Genomic DNA, 25,010 nt, shown 5'->3' on the forward strand with positions numbered 1-25,010 from the left:
TATCGAGGAAGTGAACTCACGAGCCGCGCGCATGTTCCGCCCGACGCTGACACCGCTGTCTGCGGTCGACACGTATGGCGGCCATTTCGCTGCTCAAATATCTTGCGGTGTTCTAGCTGTGATCCATATTGGCACCGGAAACCTGAAGCCGGTGTCCATGAGAACCCAGTCGATGGCATTTACCGCAGGCCAGATATTATGGGCCGGCACAATGTTGTGCAGCGTGAGCGCCGCCTACGCCCGGCCTGACACGCGCGCGATGACTTGCGCGCAGACGCAGGCGCTGATCAAAAGCAATCATGCCGCGGTCTTGACCACGGGTCCGAACACTTATGACCGGTTCGTTCGGCAGTTCGGTAACGAATGCGACTGGCCGGAAGTGCCAGTCTCGACGGCGGTTCCGACCAAGGACGGCGAGTGCCGCGTCTATCGGTGCGAGGAGCCGATCAACCTTCCCGACTGACCTTTGCTTCTTGCTTCGGCACGGAACCATTACAATCTCTCGCCGGTTTTAGCAGCCGGCAGCGGGACTTGCCAGGCGAGAGAGACTTGGCTCCGCGCATAACCGCAGGAAGGAACGGCAATGTCTGAAATCGCGCGCAGCGGCAGTTGCCTGTGTGGCGGCGTGCAGTTCCGCGTCACTGGCGAGCCGCTCCGGGTCGGCCTCTGTCACTGCAAGGACTGCCGCAAGACAAGCGGATCGGCCTTCCACGCCTACGCCGTATGGCCGCTACAAGCGTTCGAAACCACCGGCATCACCAGCAGCTATGGCACTCGAAGCTTCTGCCCTAGCTGCGGAAGCCGCGTTCCGTTCGTCGGCGATGACGAGGTAGAGGTCACGATCGGCAGTCTGGACGTTGCGCCAACCGAAGGGTTGGTGCCGAGCTACGAACTCTGGGTCGGACGCCGCGAGCCCTGGTTGCATCCCCTACCCGCGGCGCGTCAATTCGAGCATGACCGCGTCGCCGATGATTCGGCTGCAGGCGATGAACCCGGCGCGGAGCCACAGCAAAAGTCAGCTTAGGTCGGACTCTTGGCGGACTTTGGTCGGAACGACGACGACCCTCACTCCAGCGGTCGCCACCGGGCAGTCCCGGGAAGCGCTTGGCTACCGATTGATATGCGCGGACTTTCCTCGAAGTTTTGCTTTTTCAACCAGCGGTCGGTTTGCCGGCCAATCAGCTGCCGCTAGCATTTTGGAACGTGGCGAAACACGAGTCGTGGACGGCGCGGTTTCAGACAACAGAATTTTACCCACCCTACAAATATAAGAATTTTCAACCATGTTTCCTATGACAATACAACCTTCGAGGTTGCTCCTCCTGCCCACCTGCAGTGCTTATCTCGTGAAGTACAAGCTGTAGTTGTGGCGCCAAGGTGAAAATTCTTTCGGCTCAAGAATTTTTTAAAATCACTCCTGTTTCCGGCCATAGCGAACATGACGTTTAAAATTGCCATGATCGGCAAGCGTAATGACTTTAGGCCCTGTACAAAAGGCCATCTTTGTTTCTTTTCGTTTTTGCTACATAGTACTGCCGAATCTTGAAACCGGACGGGCGGTTTTCATGACATCGGCGCTTGAACACGGCCGCAACATGCATATGCGGTATCCACCGATCGACGGGTTCTGGACCTGGGACATTAAGCGTGACCGCGTCTATGGCGACGTCAATCTTTCAGACTATTTCGGTTTGACACTCGACGAATTCTCGCACGGCGCGTCGCTGGAGCGATGCATGCAAAGCATCGACCAGGACGACCGCTCAAGGGTTCGGCTGGCTATCCGCAAGGCCGTAGAGCGCAGGTCCGGCTTCAGGGAAATCTATAGGGTCCGTTCCGAGAAGATGGGGTTGCGCAAGATCCTGGCAGTCGGCCAGTGTTACGTCGACGGGGTTGGCGAGGCGGCCCTTTATCCTGGCTGGTTCGTTGATTTAACGAACGGTGCCGGGTGCGAGGAGCAGGCGCTGCGCGAGATCCACAGCCATGTCGGGCAGGCCAAGGACATAGCGCGATCGATCGGACACGACCTGATGTCCTATCTTCTGGATAATATCGAGGAAGAGGTCGAGCAGCGGCTTGACGGAAGACCGGGGAGGCGAAGATCGTCCTGAGGCCGCTTTCACCGATTGTTTCAAGGTCAGCTTCGCTTGCCGCGCCTGCCGACTTCAGCCGTGACCATGCGCGCGAACTGCGACTGGGGCGATCGGCGCTCAATGAGCTTGGCCCGCTCCAGGGCTGCATCGCCGTAAAATTCGATCAGCACGCTGGCGGCCTTGGCGGCATCGGCTCTCAGCCGACCGAAATCGGCCTGCCCGCTCTCGTTCGAAGGCCCGCTCCTGGCAATCACGTCAAGCATGGCTTGCAACTTGTCAGGAGTGCTGCCCTCGTCTTCGTGCATGGTCGCTATCCGATTGGGCGCGTAAAATATCGACATTTCCGCCCAATGTCCAACAGGTTCGTTGATCGGACATCGGTGCAACCGAGCACAGCTTCGCCGCGAGCGAGGCCACAATCTTCATACAAGCATAGTGAGCCAAACTTACCGCGCATACATTTGGGGGGCACCCATGAACCAGCCTAGCAAAATGGAAAACCTGCAGTTTGCGCAGGGGATCTTGCGAGAACTTCGCCAGAAGGCCGAAGCCGATGGCGAAAAGCTTCTGACCTACCTGATCGACATGGCTTATCTCGAAGCCAGCGACCGCATCCGCGCCCACTGGATCGGCACCCACGAACACGAAGGCCGCCGCGCCAAGGGCTGAGCCTGCCCGTCCCGGGGCGACAGGGCCGGAACGCGAAAAGCCCGCCATGCCTTCCGGCACGGCGGGCGGATCAAAGTGCGTAAAGCCTAAGTCAAACAGCGATGATTATGATGCGGCCGCCTGTCGGCGGACCGGGAGCTTCCAGCCCGGCCGCGCGAAATGGCAAGTGTAGCCGTTGGGATAGCGCTCGAGATAGTCCTGATGCTCTGGCTCGGCTTCCCAGAAGGGCCCGACCGGGGCGAGCTCGGTAACGACCTTGCCAGGCCACAGGCCGGACGCGTCGACGTCGGCAATCGTGTCCTCGGCGATCCGCTTCTGTTCGTCGCTGGTGTAGAAAATCGCCGAGCGATAGCTTGTGCCGATATCGTTGCCCTGGCGGTTCTTCGTCGTCGGATCGTGGATCTGGAAGAAGAATTCGAGAAGCGTACGGAAATTGGTCCTGGCCGGGTCGAAGGTGATCTCGATCGCCTCGGCGTGGGTGCCGTGGTTGCGGTAGGTGGCGTTGGGAACATCGCCGCCGCTGTAGCCCACTCGCGTTGAGATCACGCCGGGCAAGCGTCGGATCAAATCCTGCATGCCCCAGAAGCAGCCGCCAGCAAGGACCGCGCGCTCGGTGGAAGAAGACATGTCATACCTCCTTTGGATTGCTCCATAGATAGGCGTTGCGCCTGGATTCTTCCAGCGGCTCGAACGGGTGAACGCCGGCACCGGGATCGAAGTGTTGTCGTATCGTCGACAACGCCTCCGCTGCGCTTAGGAATCCGGTGTCTGTCTGAATCTTCGCACCACCAGCTCGAAGACAATGTCCGAGATCCACATCGCCGAGACGCCGATCAGGAAAGCGGCGGCAAGCGTGGTGGTGTCGTTGGCGGCTTCAGGGATCGGCAGGTCACTTGCCTGAACCCAGGCAACGACGGGCAATGTCAGATAGGCGGCGGCCAAAGCGCCGCAGATGGGCGAGGCAATCATCTCGCGCAGCTTGTAGCGATGACGCGACAGCGCCCTCAGCACGCCGCCGGCGAGACCTGCCGCCACGACCTGGCCCTTGATGCCCAGAAGATCGAAGATGTCATGCATCACGGCCTCCAGCCGCAGAGTTTTTCGCCCTTGCGGTTGTGCGCGAGCAGCGCCCTGGCTTCTTGATCCGACAGCGCGTCGACCGCCCTGTCGGAGAGGCGCATCGGCGAGGCGACGGCGCAGAAGCCGCCCCTGGCCGTCGTGCAACCGGCAAGTGCGGTAGCTATGACGGCGACAATCAGTCCCTTGCCCATGACTTTAGCTCCTTCCTGACCGCGCCATCCGGCAAGGCGCCGATGTCGTTGTCGATCTGGTCGGCGACATTCCGGGCCGCGTCCTCCGCTTCAGCCTGCTTGCTGCGCTCGGCCCGCGCGCCGGCGAGGCGCTGGTGGAACCCCCACCCAAGCGCGCCGATAATGCCCACGCCGATCGCCAGGACTGTCGGATTGGTGAGAAACCATGCCAGAAGCGCGCTCATAGCAGTGCTCCGATGAGGAGACCGGCGATGAAGCAGACGCCGCCGACGATCACATACAGCCTCGCCTGCTCGATCAGCTGGGTGAGGACGGACTTGAGGTTCTCCATTTCAGTGCTCCCAGCCGAACTGGCGCGCGAGCAGATGCCACCACTCGGCCGCGGCGCCGATGGCGAGACCAAGACCGGTCTCCAGCGCCATCTGGATGTCGGGATCGGCGGAAAACGCCGCGGCGTCGTCGGCACCCAGAAGGCCACGGGCGACAAGCACACCCGCGCCATAGCGCAAGGCGATGCGGATGATGACGGCAATCATTGGCAGAACACTCCGAAAAGATTGCAGGGAAGATGCGTGGCCCAGGCGGCGAGCGAGCCGAGCGCCAGCGCTATCAGCGCGAGGATGCCGGCGGCGTTGCCGGGCGATGCGGATTTGAGTGGCGCGGTGGGTGCGTCAGTTACGCCCGGCGATCCAGCGTCGACGGGCGTTGCCGCTGGCGCGACGTCATCGCCCGATGCAGGCTCCGGCAACGCGGACATCAGCAGGGCCTGCCGCCGCACCGAGGCGACGCGGGCGCTCCAACCCCGCCCGAAGCTCGGCCAGGTCGGCAGCTTTTCGAGGAAGGCGAGCCGCGAGTCACAGAGCGCATCGATGACGACACCGGCGGGCTTTGCCCTCGCCGCCGCGAGCGTCGCCGGACCGATGCGGCCGTCCTGGCCAACGTCGAGCACCGCCTGCAGATATCTCGCCGCCCTTCCCGGCCCGCTGTTCACGGCAAAGTCGAAGACGGCATAGTCGATGCCGTCGGGAAGCTCTGCGCCGGCTACGGTGTCCCAGTAGAAACGACGATAGACCGTGGCGACTTGGTCGTCGCTGATGGCGCGAAGGTCAGCTCTGGTGGCATCACCTTTGACGTAGTGGCGGAAATTGACGAGCGTGACGCCTTTCATGGTCGCTCCGCCGGGATCGGCGGGGTTGTCCGACCAGCCGCCCTCGGATTTAAGCACGAGCGAAAGGGCACGCGCGAAATTGCGGTCCATGGGACTTCTCCTCTGATTGTGGATTAGGCGGCAAGAGTATAGAAGTGAGCAATGCCTCGCTCCCTTTCGAAATACTCTCGCCGTGAATGGCTACATCTTCGCCCGCTGGTCGACCGTAAGAACCATGCTCGCTACCAAATCGGGGAGAGGTTAGCGCTCGCCCGGAATGTTAATCGGGCAGCTATTCCTGATATTCGGAACCGAAATGTGCTGATCACAGTCGCTTTCAATGACCCTCAAGTCATTGAGTGGCAGACAAAGCTCATCGCACACTACGTTCCAGGGGCAGTTCATCTTGTCGTTGATAACTCGAATAACACTGCTGCGAAAGCCTCCATCCAGGATGTCTGTGCAGCGGCGGGAATTCGCTATTTCGTTGTTACGGGCAATCCGTGGGTGAAAAAGAAGACGGATGGCAACGACGGCAGTCGATCACACGGCTACGCTCTCAATTGGGCGTGGGCCAACATCGTAGTTCCGAACCGACCCTCCATGGTTGGCGTCCTCGATCACGATATCTTCCCGGTGAAGGAAACAGACCCTTTCCATCTGCTGGAAGGCTATACCGTAGGGGGCACCGTGAAGCCGCTTCCCGATGGTCGGTGGTATCTTTGGCCGGGCTTTGCCTTTTTCAATTTTGATAGATTGCCCCACGCTCGATTGAACTTCGGCAAGGACTGGCTCGACGATATGGACACCGGCGGTCTGAATTGGAGACAGCTTTACCGGTCACTCAAGCGCCACGAGTTGCACGAGGCCAGCCTACTACAGTCACCGATCTCGGATGATATCCCTATCGAAGATGCTCTCTTTGATCGGATTGACGATGATTGGATTCACGAAAGCCGGCACTCAACGTCAATGGCAATTCATATGGACGCCGCGCGCCGTCAACGCCTGCTCTTTCTCAAAAGGCAACACACCGCAAATATGCTTTCAGCGCTTGAAGGATCACGGAGCTAAGATCACCGCAGGATCCAGCCCGAGCGCGGTGACAAGCGACACGGCGTCCGGATCGTCGCAATAAACGACGGGATGATCGGGAGCGAACCACCGAGCGAAATAGATAGGGTTGGTGATCAACGCAGCATAGGCATCGCCCATCTTGCCGGCGGCGATGATGCGCGCCTGCACGATCGATTTGAGCGCGGTCGGGCGCGGCGCGGGAGCGGGATTTTCCAAAACCCAATCGGGGTTTTCCGTAACCTTGCCCGTCATGACATCTAGGGTGCGTTCCATGGCTACAAGCTCCAAGCAATGTTGAGGGTGCCAGCGTCGAACGTGCTGCCCCCCGACTCATAAAAGCTGATCTGCGAAAGCGGGCCAGAAAGAGCAATCGCGCTGGAAAGAACAAACGCGTTCGCACCGGGGGAATATCCGGTCGCAAACCAACCCCACACATTGTTAGTGGCATCCATCAACACCAGCTTCCCGAAACACATGACCGTGCCTGCAGCATTATTTGTTTGAGCGCAAAACATTGCATCTGTGACTGCAATCGCGTTTGAGGCGCCTTGGAACAAGCCGTAGCCGCCTTCATAGCCGGTAGCCGCAAGGCCGCCGGTCGGGCCAATTCGCATTTTCAAGCTGCCGGTCGCTGCAAAGCTGATGCCGCGAGCCATGATCTTGATCTCTTTGACGCCGGCAAGAATGCCAGTGAACGTGATCGCAGTGCCGGAAGCAGCTTGGACAGTTGCATTATTTGCAGTGCTTTGTAGGTAACGGGTGTCCAGATAAGTGGGATAATTGTTCTGGTTAAGAATTTCATAGGCGACTGCCCCCATCGACCAGCCGCCGACTTTCAGCTTGTTGTCGGTATCGAGACCGAAGTTGACGGCGTAGGCTCCGATACGGTTGAATGAAATGAAGGCGCCGGCGCCGGTTGCGGGACTAACGGTGTTGATGGTCAGCCCGGAAGTGTTCGCCGCAGGGCTGCCGCTGACGCCGATGGCCTGACCGGTAGAAAGACCGATCATCTGAGCTGATGAGAAGGCATTGTTGGCATTGAGTTTCGCCAGATTGCTTGCCGCAATACCGCTGTCCTGAAGCGCTTTGCCGCCGGTTCCGTTGAAGCTGGGGAGATTGCCTGACGTTGCGGATGCTGGGCCAGTCGCCAGGCTCGCCACCGCCACGCCGCTGTCCTTCACCAGCTTCCCGGTCGTGCCATTGAACGCGGCGACGTTGTCGGTCGCGGCCGATGCAGGCCCAGCAACCAAGCTTCCCACCGCCACGCCGCTGTCCTTCACCAGCTTCCCGGTCGTGCCGTTGAACGTGGCGATGTTGTCGGCCGCGGCCGAGGCCGGCCCTGCGACAAGGCTGCCCACCGCTATGCCACTATCCTTGCCGGCCTTCCCCGTGGTGCCGGCGAAGGTCACGATGTTGTCCGTCACCGAACTGGCCGGGCCGGTGAAGTCCCCGCTGCCCAGCCCATCCGCGCCCTTGTCGCCGGCGCGGGTGAAGATCAGCCAGATGCCATCCGCGCTTGTCGGCAAGGTGCCGGCGCCGCTGACATAGGCGAGCGTCAGTTTGCGATAGCCCGTCCCGTCCACCACTGGGCCGGTGACGTTGTAGACATAGGCGATTGCCGCCGACGCCTTTGAGCGCAGCGTGAGCTGGCCCTTGATCGTGTTGGTGCTGTCGTCGAACGTATCCAGGATGCCGCTCACCGTGGCGCCGCTGGAATCGAGATTGTCGATATAGGCGGCAGTGGCCGAGGCGGCGGTGGCGCTGTTCAGCCGCAGCGTGCCGTTGCCCGGGTCGGCATCGGCGGTGCTGGTGGAAAAGGTGTAGCCAAGAGCCGCCACGGCATTGGCGGCAGCGACGGCGCTCGCCGCCGCGTTGGTGGCCGAGGTAGCGGCGCTGGTCGCCGAGCCGGAGGCGGTCGTGGCCGAGCCTGAAGCGGCCGAAGCCGAGCCGGCGGCAGCACTTGCCGAGGTGCCGGCGCTGGTGGCCGAACCGGCAGCGGTGGAAGCGGAGCCGGCTGCAGCCGTTGCCGAAGTGCCGGCATTGGTGGCGCTGGTCGCGGCATTGGCAGCTGATGTGGACGCCGCGCTTGCCGAGCCGGAGGCGGCCGTGGCCGAGCCGGCCGCATTGGTGACACTGGTGGCCGCCGCGTTCTTGGAGGTGAGTGCCGCTGCAGCGCTGGCGGCGGCGGCACTGGCCGCGTTCACCGCGTCGCCCAGCGTGTCTTGCGAAAGATAGAAGCTGAGCACGATCGGGTCGGCGCCGATCACAGGATCCAGCGTCTCGAACGCATAGACACGATCGGCCGAAACCGCTCCCTCCTGCACATGCACGGTGGTGCCCTTCTGCATCGTGCGCGCGGTGCGGGCGTCGGCAGCGCGGAACCACTGGCCCTCGCTCGCGGTGTAGATGCCGTTCTGGGCCTGGTCGGCCTGGTCCTTGACCAGCACGCGGTCGCCTACTTCGGCCGCCACGCCGTCGATCGTCTGCAGGCCGTAAAGGGTGATGTTCGCGATCGTCGCCAGGCGCACGGGTTCGCGCTCGCCGGTCAGCAGGCGAACGGCGGCAGTTGCAGGTCGGGCCATAAGGCTTGCTCCATGAAAAAGCCCCCCGAAAGCGAGGCTTGAAAAGATTGGGATTAGCGCGCGGGCTAGATTTGTAGCCGCGCCGGAAATCAGTTCATTGTCACCGCGATTTTCGCCAACTTCACCAACTTCACTGAGCCTGCCCGCGCTCGGAATCCGGGCTATCTGAACCCAGAGCCGCTCCCGCTCCGGCCGCCCCGCCGGCGGTGCCGACAACGCTGTTGAACTGAATGATGTGTTTCAGATCTTTGTGTTCATTCACATAGGCGCGAATGCGGGCAGCCGTCTTTGGCGCGACGGTCTTCATATAGCTGGGGTTTGCCATGTAGGCGCGAATGGCTTCCGCCATCAATCTATGATTGCGAATATTATGGACGAGCGGCGTGGACCATCTCAGTAGAGCCCCGTGTAGCCGCCGATGATGGCCCTGCTCGCCCGAGGCGAGAGCGACGACCCGCCGAAGGTCACAGACCTGGCCGGATCGTAGAGGCCCGACAGACCATCGATGAGGCTGTTGCCTGCCTTGAAGATCGAAGCCGTCATTGCCTGCTTGCCCTGGAAGCGCGAGATGGCGGCCTGGGTGTTGAGGTTGTTTTGGCGCAGGCGTGAGTTGTACAGAGTCGCATCGAGGTCGACCTGACCCTGCCGTGCATTCGCCGCCAGCACCTCGGTGGGCGAGCCGGCAATGCCGACACCGGAGGCACCGGCCTGGGCGCGCGCCTGGGCCTCGAGCAGGTCCTGCTTGCGGCGCTCCTGCCTCTGCTCGAAGGCGGCGCTTTGCGCATCCGCCTGCGCCTGCTGCTCGTAAGCCTTGGCCTGGTAGTTGGCCAATTGCTGCTGCTGGGCGCCCTGCATCAGGGCGCCGCCGACCGACACGGCCGTGCCTGCCAGTCCAAGAAGAGCCAATGTGCACATGGTTCAGCCTCGCCGGGTCTTGGGTTTCTTGGCTGCGCCAACGGGCGCGCGCAGCGCCGGGCGCGGGTCGAGCGCGCCGCCGGTGGCGATGAGCGCAAGAAGCTGCCGGTCAGCCGTAAGCCCCGCGCGGCTGAGGCGCGCGGGAACTGCCGCGCGCGGGCCGGCCATGGCGGCGCGGCGGGTTGCGGCAAGGCTCACCTTCAGGCGCGGCAGGCCAGCGGCGTCGAACAGGCCGTTGGCGGTAGCAATGGCGCGCGACAGCGCATCGGCCTCGAACAATTCCTCGCGCAATTCCTCGACCAGCCTGCGAACAGCGCACCACCGGGTGCCGAGCAGTGCGGCCTTGCCTTCGATCTCCTCGGCAAGCGCCTCGATGTCCGAGCGGGCTTCGCGTTCCGCGGCGCTAGCGCGGCGGCTGCCGGCGGCGGCGATTGCTCGTTCCAGCATCGCGATCCTGTCGTTGCAGTCGTCGAGCGCGACCCGCGCGGCGGCCAGATCGCCATCACCGAAAATGGCGCGGTCTTCCGCTTGCTTCAGGCCTTGGCGGGTGGCGACGGCTTCCGAGAGGTCGATGTCGAGCAAGGCAATGACGGCGGCGAAATCCGCAGCCGTCCGCGCCCTGCCGAGAGCTTCGGCATGGGGTGTCATGAGAGATGGGTTCCTTGTGGAAATGGGAATCTCCCCCATCGAGGGGGAGATGGCCGGCAGGCCAGAGGGGGTCGTCTCACGTAGAGCGCCGACGCCTTGCGGAAGCGAGGAGGTCGGCGCTTCACGCGCGGCGACCCTCTCTGTCGCCTCCGGCGACATCTCCCCCTCAAGGGGGGAGATTACGGCTCCGCATCAAACACAGGCGTGAACGCCCGGATCGTGCAGGGCGTGGGATTGACGTGACGGATCTTCACCCTGCCCTGCCCTTCCCAACTGTCGTCGATCGGCACCTCGACATTGCCGGTGTAGAGCTTCGCCTTGCCGTCGGACGCGACGATCGAAGGCATGCGCACGGCTTCCCAGCGGCCGCGCATGAAGGACTGGACCTGAAGCCCCGTCATGTCGGTCTCCAGCAACGACAGGATCAGCTTCGCCACCTTCTTGCGGCGGCCGATGAGCGAGCCGTCTTGGCCGCCGACATCGAGCTCCAGCGTATCGGCCTTGCCCTGGAACGGCAGCCCGACCTGCCATTTCGCGGCGGTGGCGCCGGCGGGCAGCGTCACCTGGCCGGAGGCGATCGTCAGCCCGCGAAAGACCTTGCCGTCGGCCAGCACGTCGACCTTCTCGCCATTGAGATGGCCGAGGCCGGAGACGACATTCACCGGCGCGCCGGAATAGGTCAGCCCGCAATCGACCTGGAAGGCGTCTTCCAGCGCGCCGTATTCGAAGGGTGGCTGCATAACCTCGATGTAGCGTTTCGTCATGCCGCCGATGGTGCGCCTGACGACCAGCCAGATGTCGTCGACGCCGTTCTGGCCGGGCGTGACTACGGCGCTCTCCACCGCGGCCCATTCCAGGCCTGCGGCGGCGCCGCCGAACCGGTGGCGGTGCATGCCGCGCACGTCCTGGCTCGGCTGGTGCGTGTAGCCGCCGAGCTCGCCATCATCGAGCGGGAACCACAACATCGGATCGGGGTCGGTCTGGTAGGCGATCTCGACCACGCCTTTCTTGGGAATGTGCTCGGACACCTGGCCGATATCGTCGGAGGTGAATTTGTTCGCCTGGACCTGGGTGAGCTCAGCGATCGCCCGGCGTGAGCGCGTCACATAGAGGAAGGACTGGCCGGCATCGACCGGCCGTATGCGGGCGCAGCCGAAGGTGCGCGAGCGGCGATTCTTGAAGGAGGACGGCGTCAGCGCCTCGTCGATGCCGGAGCCCGACAGCGCGCGGATGCCACCCGAAGTGCCGATCAGAAGCGCGCCGTCGGAATCGGCGATCCAGACGATGTCGTTGGCCTGGCCGCCGCCGGCCTGGACGAATTCCAGCGCGTCGTCGTCCTTCTCGCCGAGGGTAAAATTATCGAAGTCGCCCGTGGCCGAGGCATAGACGGAAAACCTGCGGCTGAAGGCGAGCCGCTCCTCGAACAGCGAACTGCTCTCGACATACCTGCCCGGCACGAAGGTGCCGAGCCGCCAGCGCACGATCGGGTTGGTGTTCGGAAGCGCATGGCCGTAGAGCACGATCTTGGCCACCGTGGCGCTGGTGTATCCGGTGATCCTGGCCCAGCGCCAGACGCCGTCGGAACCGAGCAGCCGGACGGCGCGGCCGACATCGGTGGATTGGAAACCGGCGCCGTCATTGATGCCGGCGGTGTCGGACGCGGTGAGGTCGAACGGCGTCTGATCCGAAGCCGCCATGTGAAGGGCAAGCTCGGCCGACCGGCTTGGAGCGGCGTCGGCGCCGCCGCCGCCGGTAAACAGGAGCTGGTGGTACTCATAGGCCGATTTATTGGTGAATTCGTAGAAGCGTTTCTCGCTGTTCGACCAGCCGATCTCGCCGGTCCTTGAATCCAGCGTCGTCCAGTTCACGCCGTCGTTGGAGCCCTGCAGCTCCCAGGCGGTGAACTGGTCAGCATTGTTCGCGTTGTTGCTGGGGTCGATCGTGTTCGACGTCGCGATCCAGTACGCATCGACGATGCGCCTGGCGCCGCCCGCATTCCTGTAGCGGATGAAGCCGGAGGAACCGCTGTCGACGGTCACGTCCTCGATCAGCGACCGGTTGAACATCTTGTAGGCATCGGCGGTGGCGCCTCCGTTCGAGGCCGTCCCCGAGGGCGCGATGTTCGACGTCATCTTCGGCGTCAGATGCCCCGTATCGGAGGGCGTCAGCGTGGTGGCCGTGTCGTTGATCGGATCGTAAGGGCCGTCGAGGAATTCGAAATCAGCCAGCGTCCAAGTCGTGTGCGCCGCACGCGTCAGCACCTTGGGCAGGTAGTCGCGATGGGTGATCCACATCTGGTCGGCCGACTGCACATAGGCAAGCTGGAACAGGTCGGCCTCGAGATAGGGTGAGGCGATCTCCACTGTGCCGACGCGCGCGCCATAGGCATAGACGCGGATATACTGGTCGCCGAATTCCAGGCAGTAGGCCTGGTCGGAGGAGAAGATGAACGGGATGAGCCTCGTCTTCTTCGCGGACGCCTTGACCTCGCCGACGAAGTAGCTGCCGCCGCGGGCGCGGATGCCGCCGTGCGGGAGCGTGACGAAGTTCTCGCATTTGGCGAGCGCCGCCCGATAAAGGTCGAGCGAGGCGCGCGAATGGAGCCTCGGCGAGATTTCGCCGCGGGTGAAGACGTCCTGGACCGGGTAGAGCGCAGTCATCAAAGAAGACTCCGGAGATCGCCACGCTGAACCGCCCAGGCGCCGGTATAGAGCCGGCCGCCGCGCTGGATGGCGTTGGCGTTGAAGGCCGCGTCGAGCGCGCGGTCATAGGCGGCCCGCGCAATGTCGATCATGCCGGCCTTGTGGGTCAGCGGATGCGCGATCTTGATCGCCAGGGCTGCCACCAGCACTTCGGTGAACAGCGCGTCCCAGTCGGTCGGGTCGGTCAGATTCGCGAGGTAGCGGACGGTCAGCGGCCCGGGCTGATCCGAGTAGATCAGCCCCGCCTCCTGGCGCCAGGAGACCGGCTGGCCGTCCGGCTCGCCATTTTGGGTCAGCGGCAGCGGGCGGATACAGTCGGCCGGCAATTCATAGGCATAGTTCAGCGTGCAATCGCCACTGTCGGTGTCGGCGCCTGCGAGTTGCGCCGAGAAGATGGCGAAGACCCAGGCATGCTTGGCGAGCTCGCCCTCGCGGGTGAGGTCGAGGTGAAGGTTGAGCAGGCGAGCCGCCTTGACGTCCTGGTCGAGGCTGTCGATCGGCGCCTCGTCAAGCACGGCTAGAGCCATGTTGGCGATGTCGAGCGGTGTGATGGCCATTGGGTCGGTGATCCGTGGTGGGATGGGTGAAACTTGGGTTCCTCGCCCCCGCAGAGCGGGGGAGAGGTGGCTCGGCGAAGCCGAGACGGAGAGGGGAACGCCTTGTGCGAAATCAGAACCGGCTGAAGACTTGACCCTTCGCACGTCGCGAACGGCGTCCCCTCTCCGGCCGCTTCGCGGCCACCTCTCCCCACTTTCGTGGGGCGAGGAAACCGGGAGCGTCAGGCCTCGGTCGTCTTCAGCGCGATGAAGCTCATGTTTTTCACGCTGGAGGCGGTGCGGTCCCAGTTGGCGGCCAGCGCCAGCTCGGCGTCGGTGGCGAATTCGCCGGCCGACGAGGCGTCGAGGAAGCGGGTGCCGGGCACATGCGCCACGAAATGCCGGCGGCCGACCATTTCGGTGACGCCGCCGCCATGGCCCTGGCGCGGCTTGCGGTCGAATTCCAGCGGGCCGCCTTCGGAGTTGACCGGCAGCTCGTTCCACAGGATCGCCTTGTCCTTGAACATGAAGGCCGTGTACACGCCGGTCGCGACCGGAATGTCGTCGTCGACCACGCAGCGCAGGCCCATGTAATAGGGGATCAGCGGCCCGCCCTGCTCCGAGGACGGCACGTAGTCGATCAGGTCGGCGAGCTTCAGCGCCTTCATCTGCTTGGAATGCATCCAGATGGTGCGGAACTTGTCCGCGCGGTCGCCCATGAGGTAGGCGGCCTCGATGATGTCGGTGTCGACTATCGAGGCGTTGGTGGTGCGCACAAGGTCGCCGCCGTCATTCGCGATATTGTCGGCCAACACGCCCTTCAGTATCCCAAGCAGCGTCAGCTTGTTGGCGCGTTGCCAGTATTCGGTCTGGCGGCGCACGATCAGTTTCTGCGGGTCGTCGCCGGCAAGGATCGCGGTCAGGTCCGGAACGCCCCAGGCCTGGGCGCGGACGTTGCGGGCGGCGACCTCGCGGCGCGAGCCGATCTTCTTCATCTCGATAGAGTCGGCCGGGTCGTCATTGACCGGCTCAGACGGATCGTTGCCGAGATCCTTCCATCCGGGCATGTCGACCGAGCGGCCGCCCATCGACAGCTTCGAAGAAATCGCCGGATCCGAAAACAGGATGCCGGCCTGGTAGATTTCGAGGGACTGGACATGCTCCTCGAACGAGTACTGGGCATAGACGGACGGAACGATCGCGTCCGCGATGCGGGTATAGGCGTCTGCCATTCTTTTGTTCCTTTGAGGTTGGTTGAGGCGGCGAACTAAAGTGGGTTGTTGGGCATCCAGAGATCCGGGTTTTCGCCCGCATCCCGTGCGAGCCGCCGGGCGCGTTGAGGGTCGCTTTTGACAAGGGCGGAGATGGCCGAAATGTTGCGCTCGCCGGCGGCGTTGCGCCGGAAGGGGTTGTGGCCCCTCGGCGCTCCGTCGGCGTCGATCGTGTCTTCGCGGAACATCGCCTCGCCGATGGCGTGGAAGGCCCGCGCGATCTGCGGGTCGGTCAGCGCGCCGTCGGGCAGAAGGATGCCCTTCTGCTTGTAGGCGTCGACCAGGCCGAGCTTCTTCATCGCCCGGTTGGCGACCTCGAGCTTCTGGCGAAAACCATCGCTGCCGGTCGGCCCCCAGTCGCGCACCAACTCGTCATGGGTGGCTTCGACCGAGCGGGAAAGCGCTGCCTGCTGCTGCGCAGCCTGCTCGGCCATATAGCCGACGAAGCGGTCGTGATAGGCCTGAGCGATCTTCGGGCTGGCGCCCGCTTCGACCGCCCAGGCCTTCGAGGCATTGGCGAGTTCGTCCGAATAGGCGAAGTTCTCCGGCAGGTTTTGCGGCCGCCGGTACTCGACCTTCTCGGCCGCGGTCAGCGGACGCATTGCCTCTGGCAGTCTGGAATGGAACCTGTCCCATTCCTCCTTCGGCGCGTCCTTGCCGGGAACGCGCAGGCTTTCGCCCTGCTGGCGCTCCAGCTCCGCGTAGGATGTGAAAACCCGATCGAGGCTTTCGGGCCTCGTCCAGCCCTTGGCTTCAGCGAGCTTGCGGTTGCCTTCGGAAAGACCGTCAAACCAACTTCTGCCGGCCGCCGGGGCGGACCCGTTGTCCCCGGAAACCGGAGGCGTCGCCAGGTTGCCCGCCGGCCGTGAAGCCACGGACCCGGCCTCTGCCAGATCTGTCATGTGATTTGTCCTTTGTTTGAGAGCTCTGAAAAGTGGCGCCGACGCCGAAGCTGCCAATCTCCCCCCAAGTGGGGGAGATGGCCGGCAGGCCAGAGGGGGGCGCGAAGGAACGCGACGTTTGCGTTTGCTGCACGCGCCCCTTTGAGGCGATCCATTACGATCAACGGGCAAAGCCAGCGGGACAGTGCCCCCCTCTGCCCTGCCGGGCATCTCCCCCACTTGGGGGGAGATCAGCAGTTCGTGGACCTATGCGTTATCGCCCCAGTTCTCCCAGAGCAGCGTCACCGTGCCCGTCACCGCGACCGTCCCATCAGCGTCGATATCCGTGCCGGTGGCGAAGGCCAGGTTGAGGTAGAGGTCGACCGGCGTCACCGTCCCGTCGAGCGTCGAGGCGGCGGCAATGTCTGCGGTCGAGGCCGTGGAGAGCGCGGCGCCCGCGCCGTCCAGCGTGCGGCCGGTGGAAGCCAGCACATTGACCATGGTGCCGGCGAGCGTGGCGCTGGACGCCGCCGCCGAACCCAGCGACCAGGTGAGCGCGGCATTGTCATTGATGGTCGAGGCACGCGTGGTCAGCACCGAAAATTGCAGCCTCGCCGTGCCGCCCTTGATGCGCACCTTGCCGTCGGAAAAATCGAAGATCTTCTGCGAGGCATAGGCCAGCGCGTCGGTGACCGGCACCTGCATGCCAGTGAAGGTGAAGACGGTGCGGTACGAGCCGCCCTGCCCGCTGGTCACGGCCTTGAGGCCGAGCCTGGGCGGCGCAAGGCCCGCCTCGCGAGCGGCGGCGCGGGCAAGGGTCCGGGGAAGTCCTCGGGTCATGTCATTTCTCCATTCTTGGGGGGAATTCCTGGGGTTAAGGCGTGGTCCGTGCAGCGGACGGGAAGCCTGGCTTTCCAAACGACGAACGCCCGCAGCGGCAGCGAAGGGCCTGGCGCCGATCGACATGGTGCAACCAGCTTATGGACGCGACCCAGGGGCATCTTCCCAGGCCGATTGTGCCAGGCGTCGCTAAGCCACTGTTTGCGCGGTCTTTCCGGTTTGGAAACCATGGCGTTCAACCGACGCGAAACCGTGATTCACTTCGTGAGCGGCCTCCGCCGCCGTTCCGCCGCAATGCGACCGCAGTTCAGCTTCGTTCGCCCCCGTCGTCAGTCCCTGGGGCTTCAGAGGAGTTCTAGTGATGATCATCAAGAAGGCTATTCTGGCCGTGCTCATGACCGCGGCCCTTGCCGGCTGCGAGACGCAGACCGAAGGCCAGCAGCGGGCCACCACCGGCGCATTGCTCGGCGGCGCCGGCGGCGCGCTGGTCGGCCAGGCGATCGGCGGCAACACCAAGAGCACGGTGATCGGTGCGGCGAGCGGCGCGCTGCTCGGCGCCGTCGTCGGCTCCGCCACCACCCCGCAGGAGCCGCGCGGCGGGCAGCTCTGCCGCTACCAGGACCGCTACGGCCGCATCTACACCGCGCCTTGCGACGACCGGTATTACAACCGCAATTATTGATCGTCAGCCGCCTTCTCCCCGTTCAACGGGGAGAAGGTCCCGGCAGGGGGATGAGGGGCGGCGCCAGGGTTTGAAATGCTGGTGCTTTCGAGGGCTGGGCCGCGAAGAGCGGAAACCCTGCGTACATGACCGCATCGCGGAAACAGTGCACTGTCACGGAAGTCGTAATTAGGGGTTCGGCAGTCTCTCCGCCGCCTACGCTTCTGCCCGCGCCGCGCTACGCCATGCACCGATAGTTCGATTCCAGAAGCGAACCAATTCAAAGTGCTCTTGCCTGGTCACCCAGATCTTGTTCTCCAGGCTGACTGGATCACCACCAACGGCGATGGGCGTAACCTCAAACAGTTCCATGCCCTTAGGGCGCGAATATCCGCTTTGATCACTCATATTCATTCCGCCAACCAAGAAAATAGATCGGCGAGGTCACGCGCTATTGTCTCCGCGAATTGCCGATCCATACCGATGAATGGGACGCGTACGATTGGCATGGCTGGATCTTTAGTGTCAAAGCCGTAGCCTTCACCTCCTCCGTTCGACGCGAACAAGAGGATGCCTGGCGCATATTTTTCGACTTCATATTCTCGGTTGAAGTCGGCCAGTTCTTCGGCTTTGAAGAAAATAATGTAGTTATCGCGGACGAAACCTTCGCCCCCATTATGCTCCTTGAGGAAGTCGGTATAGTCCTTGGGCAACTCGAATCCCAAGCGTGCAGACAGTCCATCGACGACCGCGGATTCGGCGGGCGCGTCGAACTGTCCCTCGGTTAAGATATATCTCACTGCTCCTCACCAAGTCGAAACTGACTCAGCCGAAACGGCCGACATCGGTCAATTACTTTTGAGCTCCGGCAAGATCCTCTCGTCGAGAAATTTGAGGCGGCCGGCCAGCATTTCCGCATTGGCGGGAGTTGCATCGACGTTGACCGGTATCAATTCCGCTACCGATTTCCCCTCGCGCGCTGCCTCGACCCATTCTTCAAGGGCACCGATGTAACTGTCGAGGACCTCGAAGGGCGTGGTGGCGTCATCGGCAGGGAGAAATGCCAGCGGCACATCGCCGACGATCGCCCAAATCCATCGGTTCACCTCCGGACGCCCAGGCTCTATCTCGAACAGGAAAATGTAGATTATTCCTTCGGCTCCATATCCAAAATATTCGCCTTTGATGGATAGGACCCAGTTGTAGAATTCGAGATATTGACGGGCCTCGACCCGGGCGGAATCGAGATCGTCGTCTCCAGCGCTGACATCAGCAGGAGGCAAGCGCGTGACACTGCTGAAGTCCGGCTTTGCAACGTTGTCCATTGGCTAGGAATCAATCCAGGCGCTTGGGATTCGCAATGGGTCTATGCCTCGTCAACTCACAGGTTGGCTCTGGCGGCGGCGGCCGCGAACAAAATCCACCACCAGCCAGACCAACTGAGCGACAATGTAAAGTGTGCTGTTAGACCAGTCCGGCGCCCCGGTGTGTGAGTAGCCATAAGCCGCGGCGACAACGGCGAGCACGCCGCAAATGACATGCACCAGCAACAGGCGCTGCACGCCGCCGTTCCAGCGCTTTGTGATCAAGAGCAACAAGCGGCTCAGCAAAAATGTCGGAACCAACGCCCCGAGCAGCATCGCGGCAGAACCCGCACCCATGTAATCCCCCTTTGTCAGCTTCATTCAACCATCGATTGTATTCTATCACCGTAACTACATTTTTGGTTGTGTGCAACCTCGTTGTGCGGGGATGGCGTTACGGCCGATCTGCAGGTTCAGCCGGCGGGTCGAACTGCCCGTCGGTCAAGATGTATCTCACTGCGATCCGTCTCAGCCACCCTTGAGGTTAACGGGCGTCCCCGGCGGCAGACCTTTTACCTTGGCTATAACCTGGCCCATGATGTGCCAGTAGACTTCCAGATCTGTTATTTCCATGTTGGAAATGTCGTCCTCGCCGCCGAGGAAAAGCGGCTTCTTGTAGCCGATACATTCGTTGTAAGCCGGCTGTGCTCCACCACTCGGCAACCAGTCCTCCGCATATATGTTCGCAGCCAGAGCCGCATCAGGATTTTCAATCACCAATGCATTGTGAAAAGTCTCGATGTTGGCTGGTATTTTGAGAGCCTTGCCGGTGCCCGGCTCAAACAGGACGACACCAGGCTGCCCCTGTTCCAGCCTCTGATTGTCGATGGCGAATGCAGAACCTTGCCAGTCGTAGCCAAAACAAGCGACCCGTCCATTAGTCTCCGGAAATCCCAAGTTTATCCTGGCGTTCCAGACCGGAATATCCTGCCCACGGATGATGCGGTACAGGCCTTGTTTGAACGAGCTCCCTCCAAAATCGCGCAAGAGCACGTTCAAGCTGGCGATCCCGGTGTCTGGGCCGGCCTTCCCTGGATCTTCGGCTACCTTGCTGTCTATCGCAAAGCTCTTTCGGAATTTTTCGAACACTACCGCTCTCCAATTGTGACTTTATTAATCACGGTTCCGATGGGTAAGTCTTTTATTTGATGCCAAATCTGTGCGCCTAGACTTCGATTTACACTCGCGTCCAGCGGCATAAAATTGGACAGCTCGTGAAGGCCTCCCAGTTGCAGGTCAATCATATGATCGATATCGCTGCCGAATGGAATCAACACACTGGCGTCCTCGAAGATTTTCCTAGCAGATTTCCCGGCGCGGACCGCATGGCTAACCACGGTGGCGGCCTCCGTCAATATTTTTACCTTCAAGTCTGCTGCCGCCCGCTGCGCAGCGGTCCAATGAGACATATAGGTTAGATGTAGATCTTGGCCGCCGGAAGCCTCGTTGGTTAGGTCGCGTTCCGTCGCTAAGCCTGGGCTACCTTCTGCGACCGGTTGGTCCGATGCACCTTCCGGGGTTGGTGGCTTTGACGGCTGCCGGGTCGAAAGGCCATCCGCGGCAGCCGCCTTCTGACCAACACGCTGCTGGAAGGGATAGGCGTTTGAGCTGTTTACGACGGTGTCCGAGGCAGGGCCGCCGAACAGCTTTCTTGCGACCTGCCCGCCAATCGCATTAAGGCCTTCAGCGAGAGCATTGCCGCCCAAGCCGAAAACCACTCCGGAGCCCACCCCCGGCACGATGTCCCGGCCGTTGAGCGCCGCATCGACGCCACCGAACACGGCGCCGTCGGCGGCTGCGGTAGCGCTTCGCGCAAACACACCTCGCAGGCCCCCTAAGGCCTCAGCTCCGAATTTTCCGGTGAAAGTAAGGCCCGCACTTTGAAGGCCGTGCCCGGTGACGAAACCGCCAAGCAGGTTTGCGGCCGTACCGGCCGAGCCGGCTCGGTCCTCGGCGTCTTCGGTTTCAGCTTGTTCGGCTGCCAGCAGCTCGTCATAGCTCTTGTCGGAGAAGAGCGAGTTCATGCCGGCGGAGAACTTGTCAGCCTGACCGAAGGTCGCGCCGTTGGCCATCAGCCTGACGGTGTCGTTCGCAGCCGCAAGTGGCTTTTGCCACCATGAGCCGGCGTCGAACCGTACCCGAGCGGGATGCTCGGCCATCTCGAGCAAATTAACCTGGAGAGCTTTTTCCTGGGCTTCCAGCTCCGCGGGGGAAATCTTTGGATCGTTCGCCGCGTTCTGCCGGATGCGAGCCAAGGCAGATTGGAAGACCTGTCCGGCAAAGGTGAAGCGCGCCTCGGGGTTGCGTATTGCCTTTAGAGTCTCGCTCAGTTCGATGGTGCGCTGCTGCAATGGCACGCTCTCATCGACATATCTTGCGCCAAGGCTGTCTGAGAGATCCTGCGGGACGGCTAAGGTCCTGGTGAAACCTAATTGCTTCTGGGCAGCCCAGACCCAGTTGATGGCCGCTTGAATTTCTTGCGGCGTCTTGACCTTGCTCCAGTCCGGAGCGTCACCGCGAAACAGCTGGCTGACGTAAGCGGCGGGGTCGGCTTCGCGGGCGGCCATGATCAACTGGGCGGCGCCGACCTTGATCTCGTAGCGCCTACGCTCTTCCCACGAGCCGTCGGGTCCAGGTTCTGCATCGCGAAGCTCTGCGTGGATCGCCTGGTTCGACGCCGCATGCATGTCGGAATAGGCTTTGCCGATGCCGGTGTTGATCCGGAATAGTTTGAATCGTTCTGGGCCCAGGTCGGCGCCGTAGACCTGGACGAAGTCTTGCGCGGTCGGGTCTTCCTCGGGATATTTGCCTGTGGCCGCGATGACGGCCGGCGCGTTCTGTTCGGCAAGCATGACCCGCGCATTCGCACCGATCATCTGGGCCGCGGTGGCGTTGTTGGCCTGGGCCTTCAGCGCAGCGAGATCGCCGGGTTGCAGATAAGTGATGGCATCGAGAGGTATGGTTGTGTCGCTATCCGGCGACGAGCGTTCGCCGAACGCCTGCGCCACCATCTCGTCCGGCGTTTTTTGGCCTTTTGCCGCCGCTTCCTTGCCCTGGGCGCCGCCAGCAAGCTGCGAGCGCACCGTCTCGCCCATGCCGTCGCTGGCCACCGGGCCGGCGCTCAGCATCTCGGCGGCGCGGCGTGGATCCTGCGCGATCAGGGCCTGCATTCGCGCCTTTGCCGAGCGGGCGAGCCAGTCGGCTTCGGCCAGCGCCTTGGCTCGCGGGTCAAGGTCCATCTTGGCGATGAGATCGAGGCCGGCCTGCCGGGAGGCATCGAAGGCGGCGGTGTCGTTCGGGTCGCTTTGTGTGATGTTGCTGAGCTCGGCGGTTTGAACCTCCGCCACCTGATCCTGCTCATATTGCTTGCGGCGCTGATTTTGCTGCCCAGCCATGCGCCGCCCTCCGACAGCGCGAAACGCCTCCTTGCGCGCCACAAGACCGGGGCGAATTTCGTCCGGCACCTGCTTCAGGAAATTGCCGAAAAGCGTGTCGAACAGGCCGGCCTTCACCACCTGGCCGGTGTAAGGATCGACCTGGCCATACATGGCTTCGTGCAGACCGGCGCCGTCGGCGGGGGAATTGGCCACCGCCTCGGCCTCGGCCTGGGCGAGCTCGCCATTCAGCCGGCGCGCGGCGATCTCGGTGTCGAAGGCCTGCTGCTGCGCCTTGCGCTGCTCGTAGCGCTCGGCGGCGGCCTGCCACCGGTCGCCGAGCTGCTGCATCGCCTCGCCCACGGGTGAGGAGTCCGGATACTGCACCGCGTTGCCGGTATCGAGCCGGCGCTCGCCGGTCAGAATGGGAATGATATGGACCATTGGTGTTTCCTGGCCTGGCGGATTTCGGGAGCGCGCGCGGCGACGCGCCGCTGGGACGGCGGCCGGTAGGGCGATGCGGGTGGTGGGTTTCGGCTGGAGGTCCGATGGCGGGAGGAGCGCGAGAGGCGCCCTTGTGGGAGAAGGTGGCCGCGAAGCGGCCGGATGAGGGGTGCTCCAGCTTGGCGGCAACTCATCCCATTGTGAGGCGGGAGCCAGGTTTGGCGATGCCTCGTTTCTTCCAGCACCCCTCATCCGTCTCGGCGCTGGCGCGCCGATCCACCTTCTCCCACAAGAAGGGGAGAAGGAGAGGCGCTACCTCTCCTCGGCGCGCGCTGCTTTCTCCAGCGCGGCGAGGTCGGCGTCTTCCAGCGCCAGGAAGCCCATAATGTGCTGCACAACTTCGGCGCGTGCGTTGGAGAGCGCGCTGTGCAGCTCAAAACCTTCCGGCGTCTTGGTGCGGGCCAGCCAGTCGCCGTAGGATGGGCGGCGGTAGTAGCCGGTGGTGGCGGTGAGGTCGGCCAGCACCAACTCGCCATCCTCGCCGGAGAAGACCCGGCGATATGCTTTCGTAAGCGCCTCGCGCGCGGCGAGCGGGCCGTTGGCATCCGATGATCGGGCGAAGCGTTTGCGGCTCATGCGGCGCCGCCCGGAGAGACCGGCACAGCGCCCTGCTCGCCGGGCATCGCACCTTGTGTGCCGGCCGGAGCGGCAGCGCCGCCCCCTGCCCCACCCTGCGCGCCCTGCATCATCGCCTGCAGGCTATCCAGCAGGCCGCTATCGCGCGCCTGAACGGCGGCCGGAACCGCGTCCTTGGCCACCTTACCGGCGGTGGCGATGGCGGCCATGCCGGCCTGTGCCTGCTGGGCTTGCGCTCTGGCCCCACGCATCCCCTCCACCTCGTCCTTGCGCCGGAAAATGCGCTGCGGGCTGCGGCCGGCGCTCTGCACGACGCGGATCGCCTCGTCGCCGTCGATATTGTCCATGACGCCGGGATCGAACTGCGCCATCTGCATGGCGGTGGTCACCACCTGGATGGTGTCGCGCGCTTCGGCCGAGCGGCGCAGCACGTCGAGCGGACCGGTGAAGGTCGGCCGCACCGCCTTGCCCGACAGGCTGTCCGGCGGGCGGAAGCGGCTGTCCTGGTCGTAGAGACCCTTGTCCTCGAGGATCGACAGCTCGCGGTCGAGATTGGCGGCGAAGCCGGCCTGGATGATCGAGCCGGACGGACCGAGCAGCGCGCCCTTCTCTTCCTGGCGGATCAGCGCCTCGGTGGCGGTCATCTGCGGGTTCTGCACCAGCGTCTGGAACAGGTTGACGAACATCATGTCGCGGATCTCCTCCGCGCGGCTCGCCGCGTAGTCGAAGGCGTAGCTCGGGTTCTGGCCGGTGGCGATCGGCTGGATCAGCGGCCGGCCATTGTCGTCGATCAGGCCCGGATAGTTCTCGCCGGGATTGAGCACCGGCACATAGTCGAGCCTGGCTTTCGATGCCGTCGGCGGATCGGTGATCTGTTGCAGGGCCCGCAGGCCGGAGCGGCGCACGGCGTTTTCCTCGCGCACCGTGGTCAGCGCCTCGATGGCCGGCGAGATGCCATAGGCGTCGCCCTCATAGCGGCGCCAGTTGAAGGTCGAGACCGGGAAGGTGCGGAAGCCGCTCTCCTTCACGATCTCCTCCTCGTCCTCGACGACGTGGTAGGAGGCAAAAGCCTGGTCGAGATACTGGTAGCTTCCGCCAGAGCGGTACATACGGCGCTCGTCGCGCGGCTCGACGCACTGGATCAGCGAAATCTTCTCCTCGCATTTGGCAGGGTCGTCGACCAGCGCCTTGATGCGCGGCGGCAGCTTTTCGTAGCCGAGCAGCTGCGCCGCCTGGCGCGCCGTGCGCTCGTAGCGGCGGTGGAAGGTGTCGACCTGGCCCCAGCGGTTGCGCGACAGGTACCCCTCCACCACGGGGATCGAGGCATAACGGATCAGCGTGCCCCCAAAACCTTCCTCGGCATAGAGATAGGCCGGGCCATAGCGCACGACGTTGCGCAGGCAGGCTTGCGTGGCCGGCACGAAGTTGGAGTTGGCGGAGTAGCGCAGCGCGAAGAGGAAATCGCGCAGCGCCTCGGCCCATTCCTTCTCCTCGTCGGTCTCCTCGTCGTTCATCTCGGCCGTGGTCAGCCCATGCCATTTCTCCGACTGCGGGATGATCAGGCTCTCCAGGCCGGCGGCGAGGCGGTTGGCGGCCGAGTTGATGGTGTTGGCGTAGACGCGTGAGCCGCGCCGCTCCTGCCGCTCGGCCTGGCTGTCTGTGCGGCTGGTGCGGCGACCCGACCAGATGTCGGGCGCATCCGGATCGCAGAACTCCGCCACCGCCTCCCAGACGGGCTCGTAGGCGGCGCGTTCGGTCTCGAGTTCGGCCTGTCGCGACAGGATATCGCGGGCGCGGGAATCGGTCATGGGGATCTCGCTTGTTGAGTGCGGCGCCGAAGCTGCCAGCTCCCCTCGTGGGGGAGATGTCCGGCAGGACAGAGGGGGGCGCCGTAGAGCG

At 63.2% G+C, this 25,010-nt stretch carries 31 protein-coding genes; 6 read left to right on the plus strand and 25 right to left on the minus strand.

The window, feature by feature from the left end; all coding sequences use genetic code 11:
• Window positions 1–31: 31 nt before the first annotated feature.
• The 3 genes from RFM41_RS24370 (at window position 32) to RFM41_RS24380 (ending at window position 2,111) form a co-directional block, all read left to right on the plus strand.
• Window positions 32–463: a hypothetical protein gene (locus RFM41_RS24370; protein WP_320251661.1), complete on the plus strand. Its 432-nt coding sequence runs from the start codon at window positions 32–34 to the stop codon at window positions 461–463.
• A 120-nt stretch (window positions 464–583) separates the two neighbouring features.
• Entirely contained in the window at window positions 584–1,024 is a 441-nt protein-coding gene (locus RFM41_RS24375) for a GFA family protein (protein ID WP_320251663.1), read from the plus strand.
• Window positions 1,025–1,472: 448 nt separating this feature from the next.
• Window positions 1,473–2,111, plus strand: coding sequence for a hypothetical protein (locus RFM41_RS24380; RefSeq protein ID WP_320251665.1), 639 nt, complete (start codon window positions 1,473–1,475; stop codon window positions 2,109–2,111).
• A 26-nt stretch (window positions 2,112–2,137) separates the two neighbouring features.
• Here RFM41_RS24380 and RFM41_RS24385 read toward each other — a convergent pair whose 3' ends face one another.
• The gene (locus RFM41_RS24385; RefSeq protein WP_320251666.1) at window positions 2,138–2,398 is read right to left on the minus strand and encodes a hypothetical protein; all 261 of its coding nucleotides are present in this window, start codon (window positions 2,396–2,398) and stop codon (window positions 2,138–2,140) included.
• 187 nt (window positions 2,399–2,585) lie between these two features.
• On the opposite strand from RFM41_RS24385, the gene RFM41_RS24390 reads away from it, so the two are divergent.
• Complete coding sequence (locus RFM41_RS24390; RefSeq protein WP_320251668.1) at window positions 2,586–2,762, plus strand: hypothetical protein; 177 nt, start codon at window positions 2,586–2,588, stop codon at window positions 2,760–2,762.
• Between the two features lie 105 nt (window positions 2,763–2,867).
• Here RFM41_RS24390 and msrA read toward each other — a convergent pair whose 3' ends face one another.
• The 6 genes from msrA to RFM41_RS24420 all read right to left on the minus strand — a co-directional run bounded on the left by msrA (window position 2,868) and on the right by RFM41_RS24420 (window position 5,291).
• Entirely contained in the window at window positions 2,868–3,389 is a 522-nt protein-coding gene (gene msrA / locus RFM41_RS24395; protein ID WP_320251670.1) for a peptide-methionine (S)-S-oxide reductase MsrA, read from the minus strand.
• Between the two features lie 126 nt (window positions 3,390–3,515).
• Window positions 3,516–3,839 (minus strand): hypothetical protein, encoded by a 324-nt coding sequence (locus RFM41_RS24400; protein ID WP_320251672.1) that lies wholly within the window; start codon window positions 3,837–3,839, stop codon window positions 3,516–3,518.
• Window positions 3,839–4,033 (minus strand): hypothetical protein, encoded by a 195-nt coding sequence (locus tag RFM41_RS24405; protein WP_320251674.1) that lies wholly within the window; start codon window positions 4,031–4,033, stop codon window positions 3,839–3,841. The genes RFM41_RS24400 and RFM41_RS24405 overlap by 1 nt, the downstream gene beginning before the upstream one ends.
• Window positions 4,018–4,257, minus strand: a complete 240-nt coding sequence (locus tag RFM41_RS24410) for an ABC transporter permease (RefSeq protein ID WP_320251676.1) — start codon at window positions 4,255–4,257, stop codon at window positions 4,018–4,020. The genes RFM41_RS24405 and RFM41_RS24410 overlap by 16 nt, the downstream gene beginning before the upstream one ends.
• A gap of 108 nt (window positions 4,258–4,365) precedes the next feature.
• On the minus strand, window positions 4,366–4,569 hold the full coding sequence (locus RFM41_RS24415; RefSeq protein WP_320251678.1) for a Pam3-gp28 family putative phage holin: 204 nt from the start codon (window positions 4,567–4,569) through the stop codon (window positions 4,366–4,368).
• Window positions 4,566–5,291 (minus strand): glycoside hydrolase family 108 protein, encoded by a 726-nt coding sequence (locus tag RFM41_RS24420; RefSeq protein WP_320251680.1) that lies wholly within the window; start codon window positions 5,289–5,291, stop codon window positions 4,566–4,568. Before RFM41_RS24420 ends, RFM41_RS24415 begins: the two co-directional genes overlap by 4 nt.
• A gap of 207 nt (window positions 5,292–5,498) precedes the next feature.
• On the opposite strand from RFM41_RS24420, the gene RFM41_RS24425 reads away from it, so the two are divergent.
• A complete protein-coding gene (locus RFM41_RS24425; protein ID WP_320251681.1) occupies window positions 5,499–6,254 on the plus strand; it encodes a hypothetical protein in 756 nt (251 codons plus the stop codon).
• Here RFM41_RS24425 and RFM41_RS24430 read toward each other — a convergent pair.
• The 10 genes from RFM41_RS24430 to RFM41_RS24475 all read right to left on the minus strand — a co-directional run bounded on the left by RFM41_RS24430 (window position 6,243) and on the right by RFM41_RS24475 (window position 16,632).
• Window positions 6,243–6,530 (minus strand): hypothetical protein, encoded by a 288-nt coding sequence (locus RFM41_RS24430; RefSeq protein WP_320251683.1) that lies wholly within the window; start codon window positions 6,528–6,530, stop codon window positions 6,243–6,245. The genes RFM41_RS24425 and RFM41_RS24430 overlap by 12 nt on opposite strands.
• Before the next feature lie 2 nt (window positions 6,531–6,532).
• Window positions 6,533–8,839 carry an autotransporter outer membrane beta-barrel domain-containing protein gene (locus tag RFM41_RS24435; protein WP_320251685.1) on the minus strand — a complete coding sequence of 769 codons (2,307 nt, stop codon included), beginning with the start codon at window positions 8,837–8,839 and terminating at the stop codon, window positions 6,533–6,535.
• A 130-nt stretch (window positions 8,840–8,969) separates the two neighbouring features.
• On the minus strand, window positions 8,970–9,188 hold the full coding sequence (locus RFM41_RS24440; RefSeq protein WP_320251687.1) for a hypothetical protein: 219 nt from the start codon (window positions 9,186–9,188) through the stop codon (window positions 8,970–8,972).
• Window positions 9,189–9,232: 44 nt separating this feature from the next.
• Window positions 9,233–9,754, minus strand: a complete 522-nt coding sequence (locus tag RFM41_RS24445; protein ID WP_320251688.1) for a hypothetical protein — start codon at window positions 9,752–9,754, stop codon at window positions 9,233–9,235.
• A gap of 3 nt (window positions 9,755–9,757) precedes the next feature.
• Window positions 9,758–10,402 carry a hypothetical protein gene (locus RFM41_RS24450; RefSeq protein WP_320251689.1) on the minus strand — a complete coding sequence of 215 codons (645 nt, stop codon included), beginning with the start codon at window positions 10,400–10,402 and terminating at the stop codon, window positions 9,758–9,760.
• A 179-nt stretch (window positions 10,403–10,581) separates the two neighbouring features.
• Window positions 10,582–13,062, minus strand: coding sequence for a phage tail protein (locus tag RFM41_RS24455; protein WP_320251690.1), 2,481 nt, complete (start codon window positions 13,060–13,062; stop codon window positions 10,582–10,584).
• Window positions 13,062–13,661: a phage connector family protein gene (locus tag RFM41_RS24460; protein ID WP_320251692.1), complete on the minus strand. Its 600-nt coding sequence runs from the start codon at window positions 13,659–13,661 to the stop codon at window positions 13,062–13,064. The genes RFM41_RS24455 and RFM41_RS24460 overlap by 1 nt, the downstream gene beginning before the upstream one ends.
• Window positions 13,662–13,882: 221 nt before the next feature.
• The gene (locus RFM41_RS24465; RefSeq protein WP_320251694.1) at window positions 13,883–14,872 is read right to left on the minus strand and encodes a Coat protein; all 990 of its coding nucleotides are present in this window, start codon (window positions 14,870–14,872) and stop codon (window positions 13,883–13,885) included.
• Window positions 14,873–14,907: 35 nt separating this feature from the next.
• A complete protein-coding gene (locus RFM41_RS24470; protein ID WP_320251696.1) occupies window positions 14,908–15,813 on the minus strand; it encodes a hypothetical protein in 906 nt (301 codons plus the stop codon).
• A gap of 246 nt (window positions 15,814–16,059) precedes the next feature.
• A complete protein-coding gene (locus tag RFM41_RS24475; RefSeq protein ID WP_320251698.1) occupies window positions 16,060–16,632 on the minus strand; it encodes a hypothetical protein in 573 nt (190 codons plus the stop codon).
• Window positions 16,633–16,993: 361 nt separating this feature from the next.
• Between RFM41_RS24475 and RFM41_RS24480 the strand changes: the two genes are divergently transcribed.
• The gene (locus RFM41_RS24480; protein WP_320251700.1) at window positions 16,994–17,314 is read left to right on the plus strand and encodes a YMGG-like glycine zipper-containing protein; all 321 of its coding nucleotides are present in this window, start codon (window positions 16,994–16,996) and stop codon (window positions 17,312–17,314) included.
• 195 nt (window positions 17,315–17,509) lie between these two features.
• Here RFM41_RS24480 and RFM41_RS24485 read toward each other — a convergent pair whose 3' ends face one another.
• The 8 genes from RFM41_RS24485 to RFM41_RS24520 form a co-directional block, all read right to left on the minus strand.
• Complete coding sequence (locus tag RFM41_RS24485) at window positions 17,510–17,701, minus strand: hypothetical protein (protein ID WP_320251702.1); 192 nt, start codon at window positions 17,699–17,701, stop codon at window positions 17,510–17,512.
• A gap of 2 nt (window positions 17,702–17,703) precedes the next feature.
• Window positions 17,704–18,093: an SMI1/KNR4 family protein gene (locus RFM41_RS24490; RefSeq protein ID WP_320251704.1), complete on the minus strand. Its 390-nt coding sequence runs from the start codon at window positions 18,091–18,093 to the stop codon at window positions 17,704–17,706.
• A gap of 48 nt (window positions 18,094–18,141) precedes the next feature.
• On the minus strand, window positions 18,142–18,618 hold the full coding sequence (locus tag RFM41_RS24495; RefSeq protein ID WP_320251706.1) for a hypothetical protein: 477 nt from the start codon (window positions 18,616–18,618) through the stop codon (window positions 18,142–18,144).
• 51 nt (window positions 18,619–18,669) lie between these two features.
• Window positions 18,670–18,978, minus strand: coding sequence for a hypothetical protein (locus RFM41_RS24500; protein WP_320251708.1), 309 nt, complete (start codon window positions 18,976–18,978; stop codon window positions 18,670–18,672).
• Window positions 18,979–19,125: 147 nt separating this feature from the next.
• On the minus strand, window positions 19,126–19,746 hold the full coding sequence (locus RFM41_RS24505) for a T6SS immunity protein Tdi1 domain-containing protein (RefSeq protein ID WP_320251710.1): 621 nt from the start codon (window positions 19,744–19,746) through the stop codon (window positions 19,126–19,128).
• Window positions 19,746–22,475: a hypothetical protein gene (locus RFM41_RS24510; protein ID WP_320251712.1), complete on the minus strand. Its 2,730-nt coding sequence runs from the start codon at window positions 22,473–22,475 to the stop codon at window positions 19,746–19,748. Before RFM41_RS24510 ends, RFM41_RS24505 begins: the two co-directional genes overlap by 1 nt.
• A 312-nt stretch (window positions 22,476–22,787) precedes the next feature.
• Entirely contained in the window at window positions 22,788–23,111 is a 324-nt protein-coding gene (locus tag RFM41_RS24515) for a Bbp19 family protein (RefSeq protein WP_320251714.1), read from the minus strand.
• Entirely contained in the window at window positions 23,108–24,919 is a 1,812-nt protein-coding gene (locus RFM41_RS24520; protein ID WP_320251716.1) for a portal protein, read from the minus strand. The genes RFM41_RS24515 and RFM41_RS24520 overlap by 4 nt, the downstream gene beginning before the upstream one ends.
• Window positions 24,920–25,010: the final 91 nt, after the last annotated feature.

The sequence above is a fragment of the Mesorhizobium vachelliae genome (genome assembly GCF_033977325.1).
GTDB lineage: Bacteria > Pseudomonadota > Alphaproteobacteria > Rhizobiales > Rhizobiaceae > Mesorhizobium > Mesorhizobium vachelliae.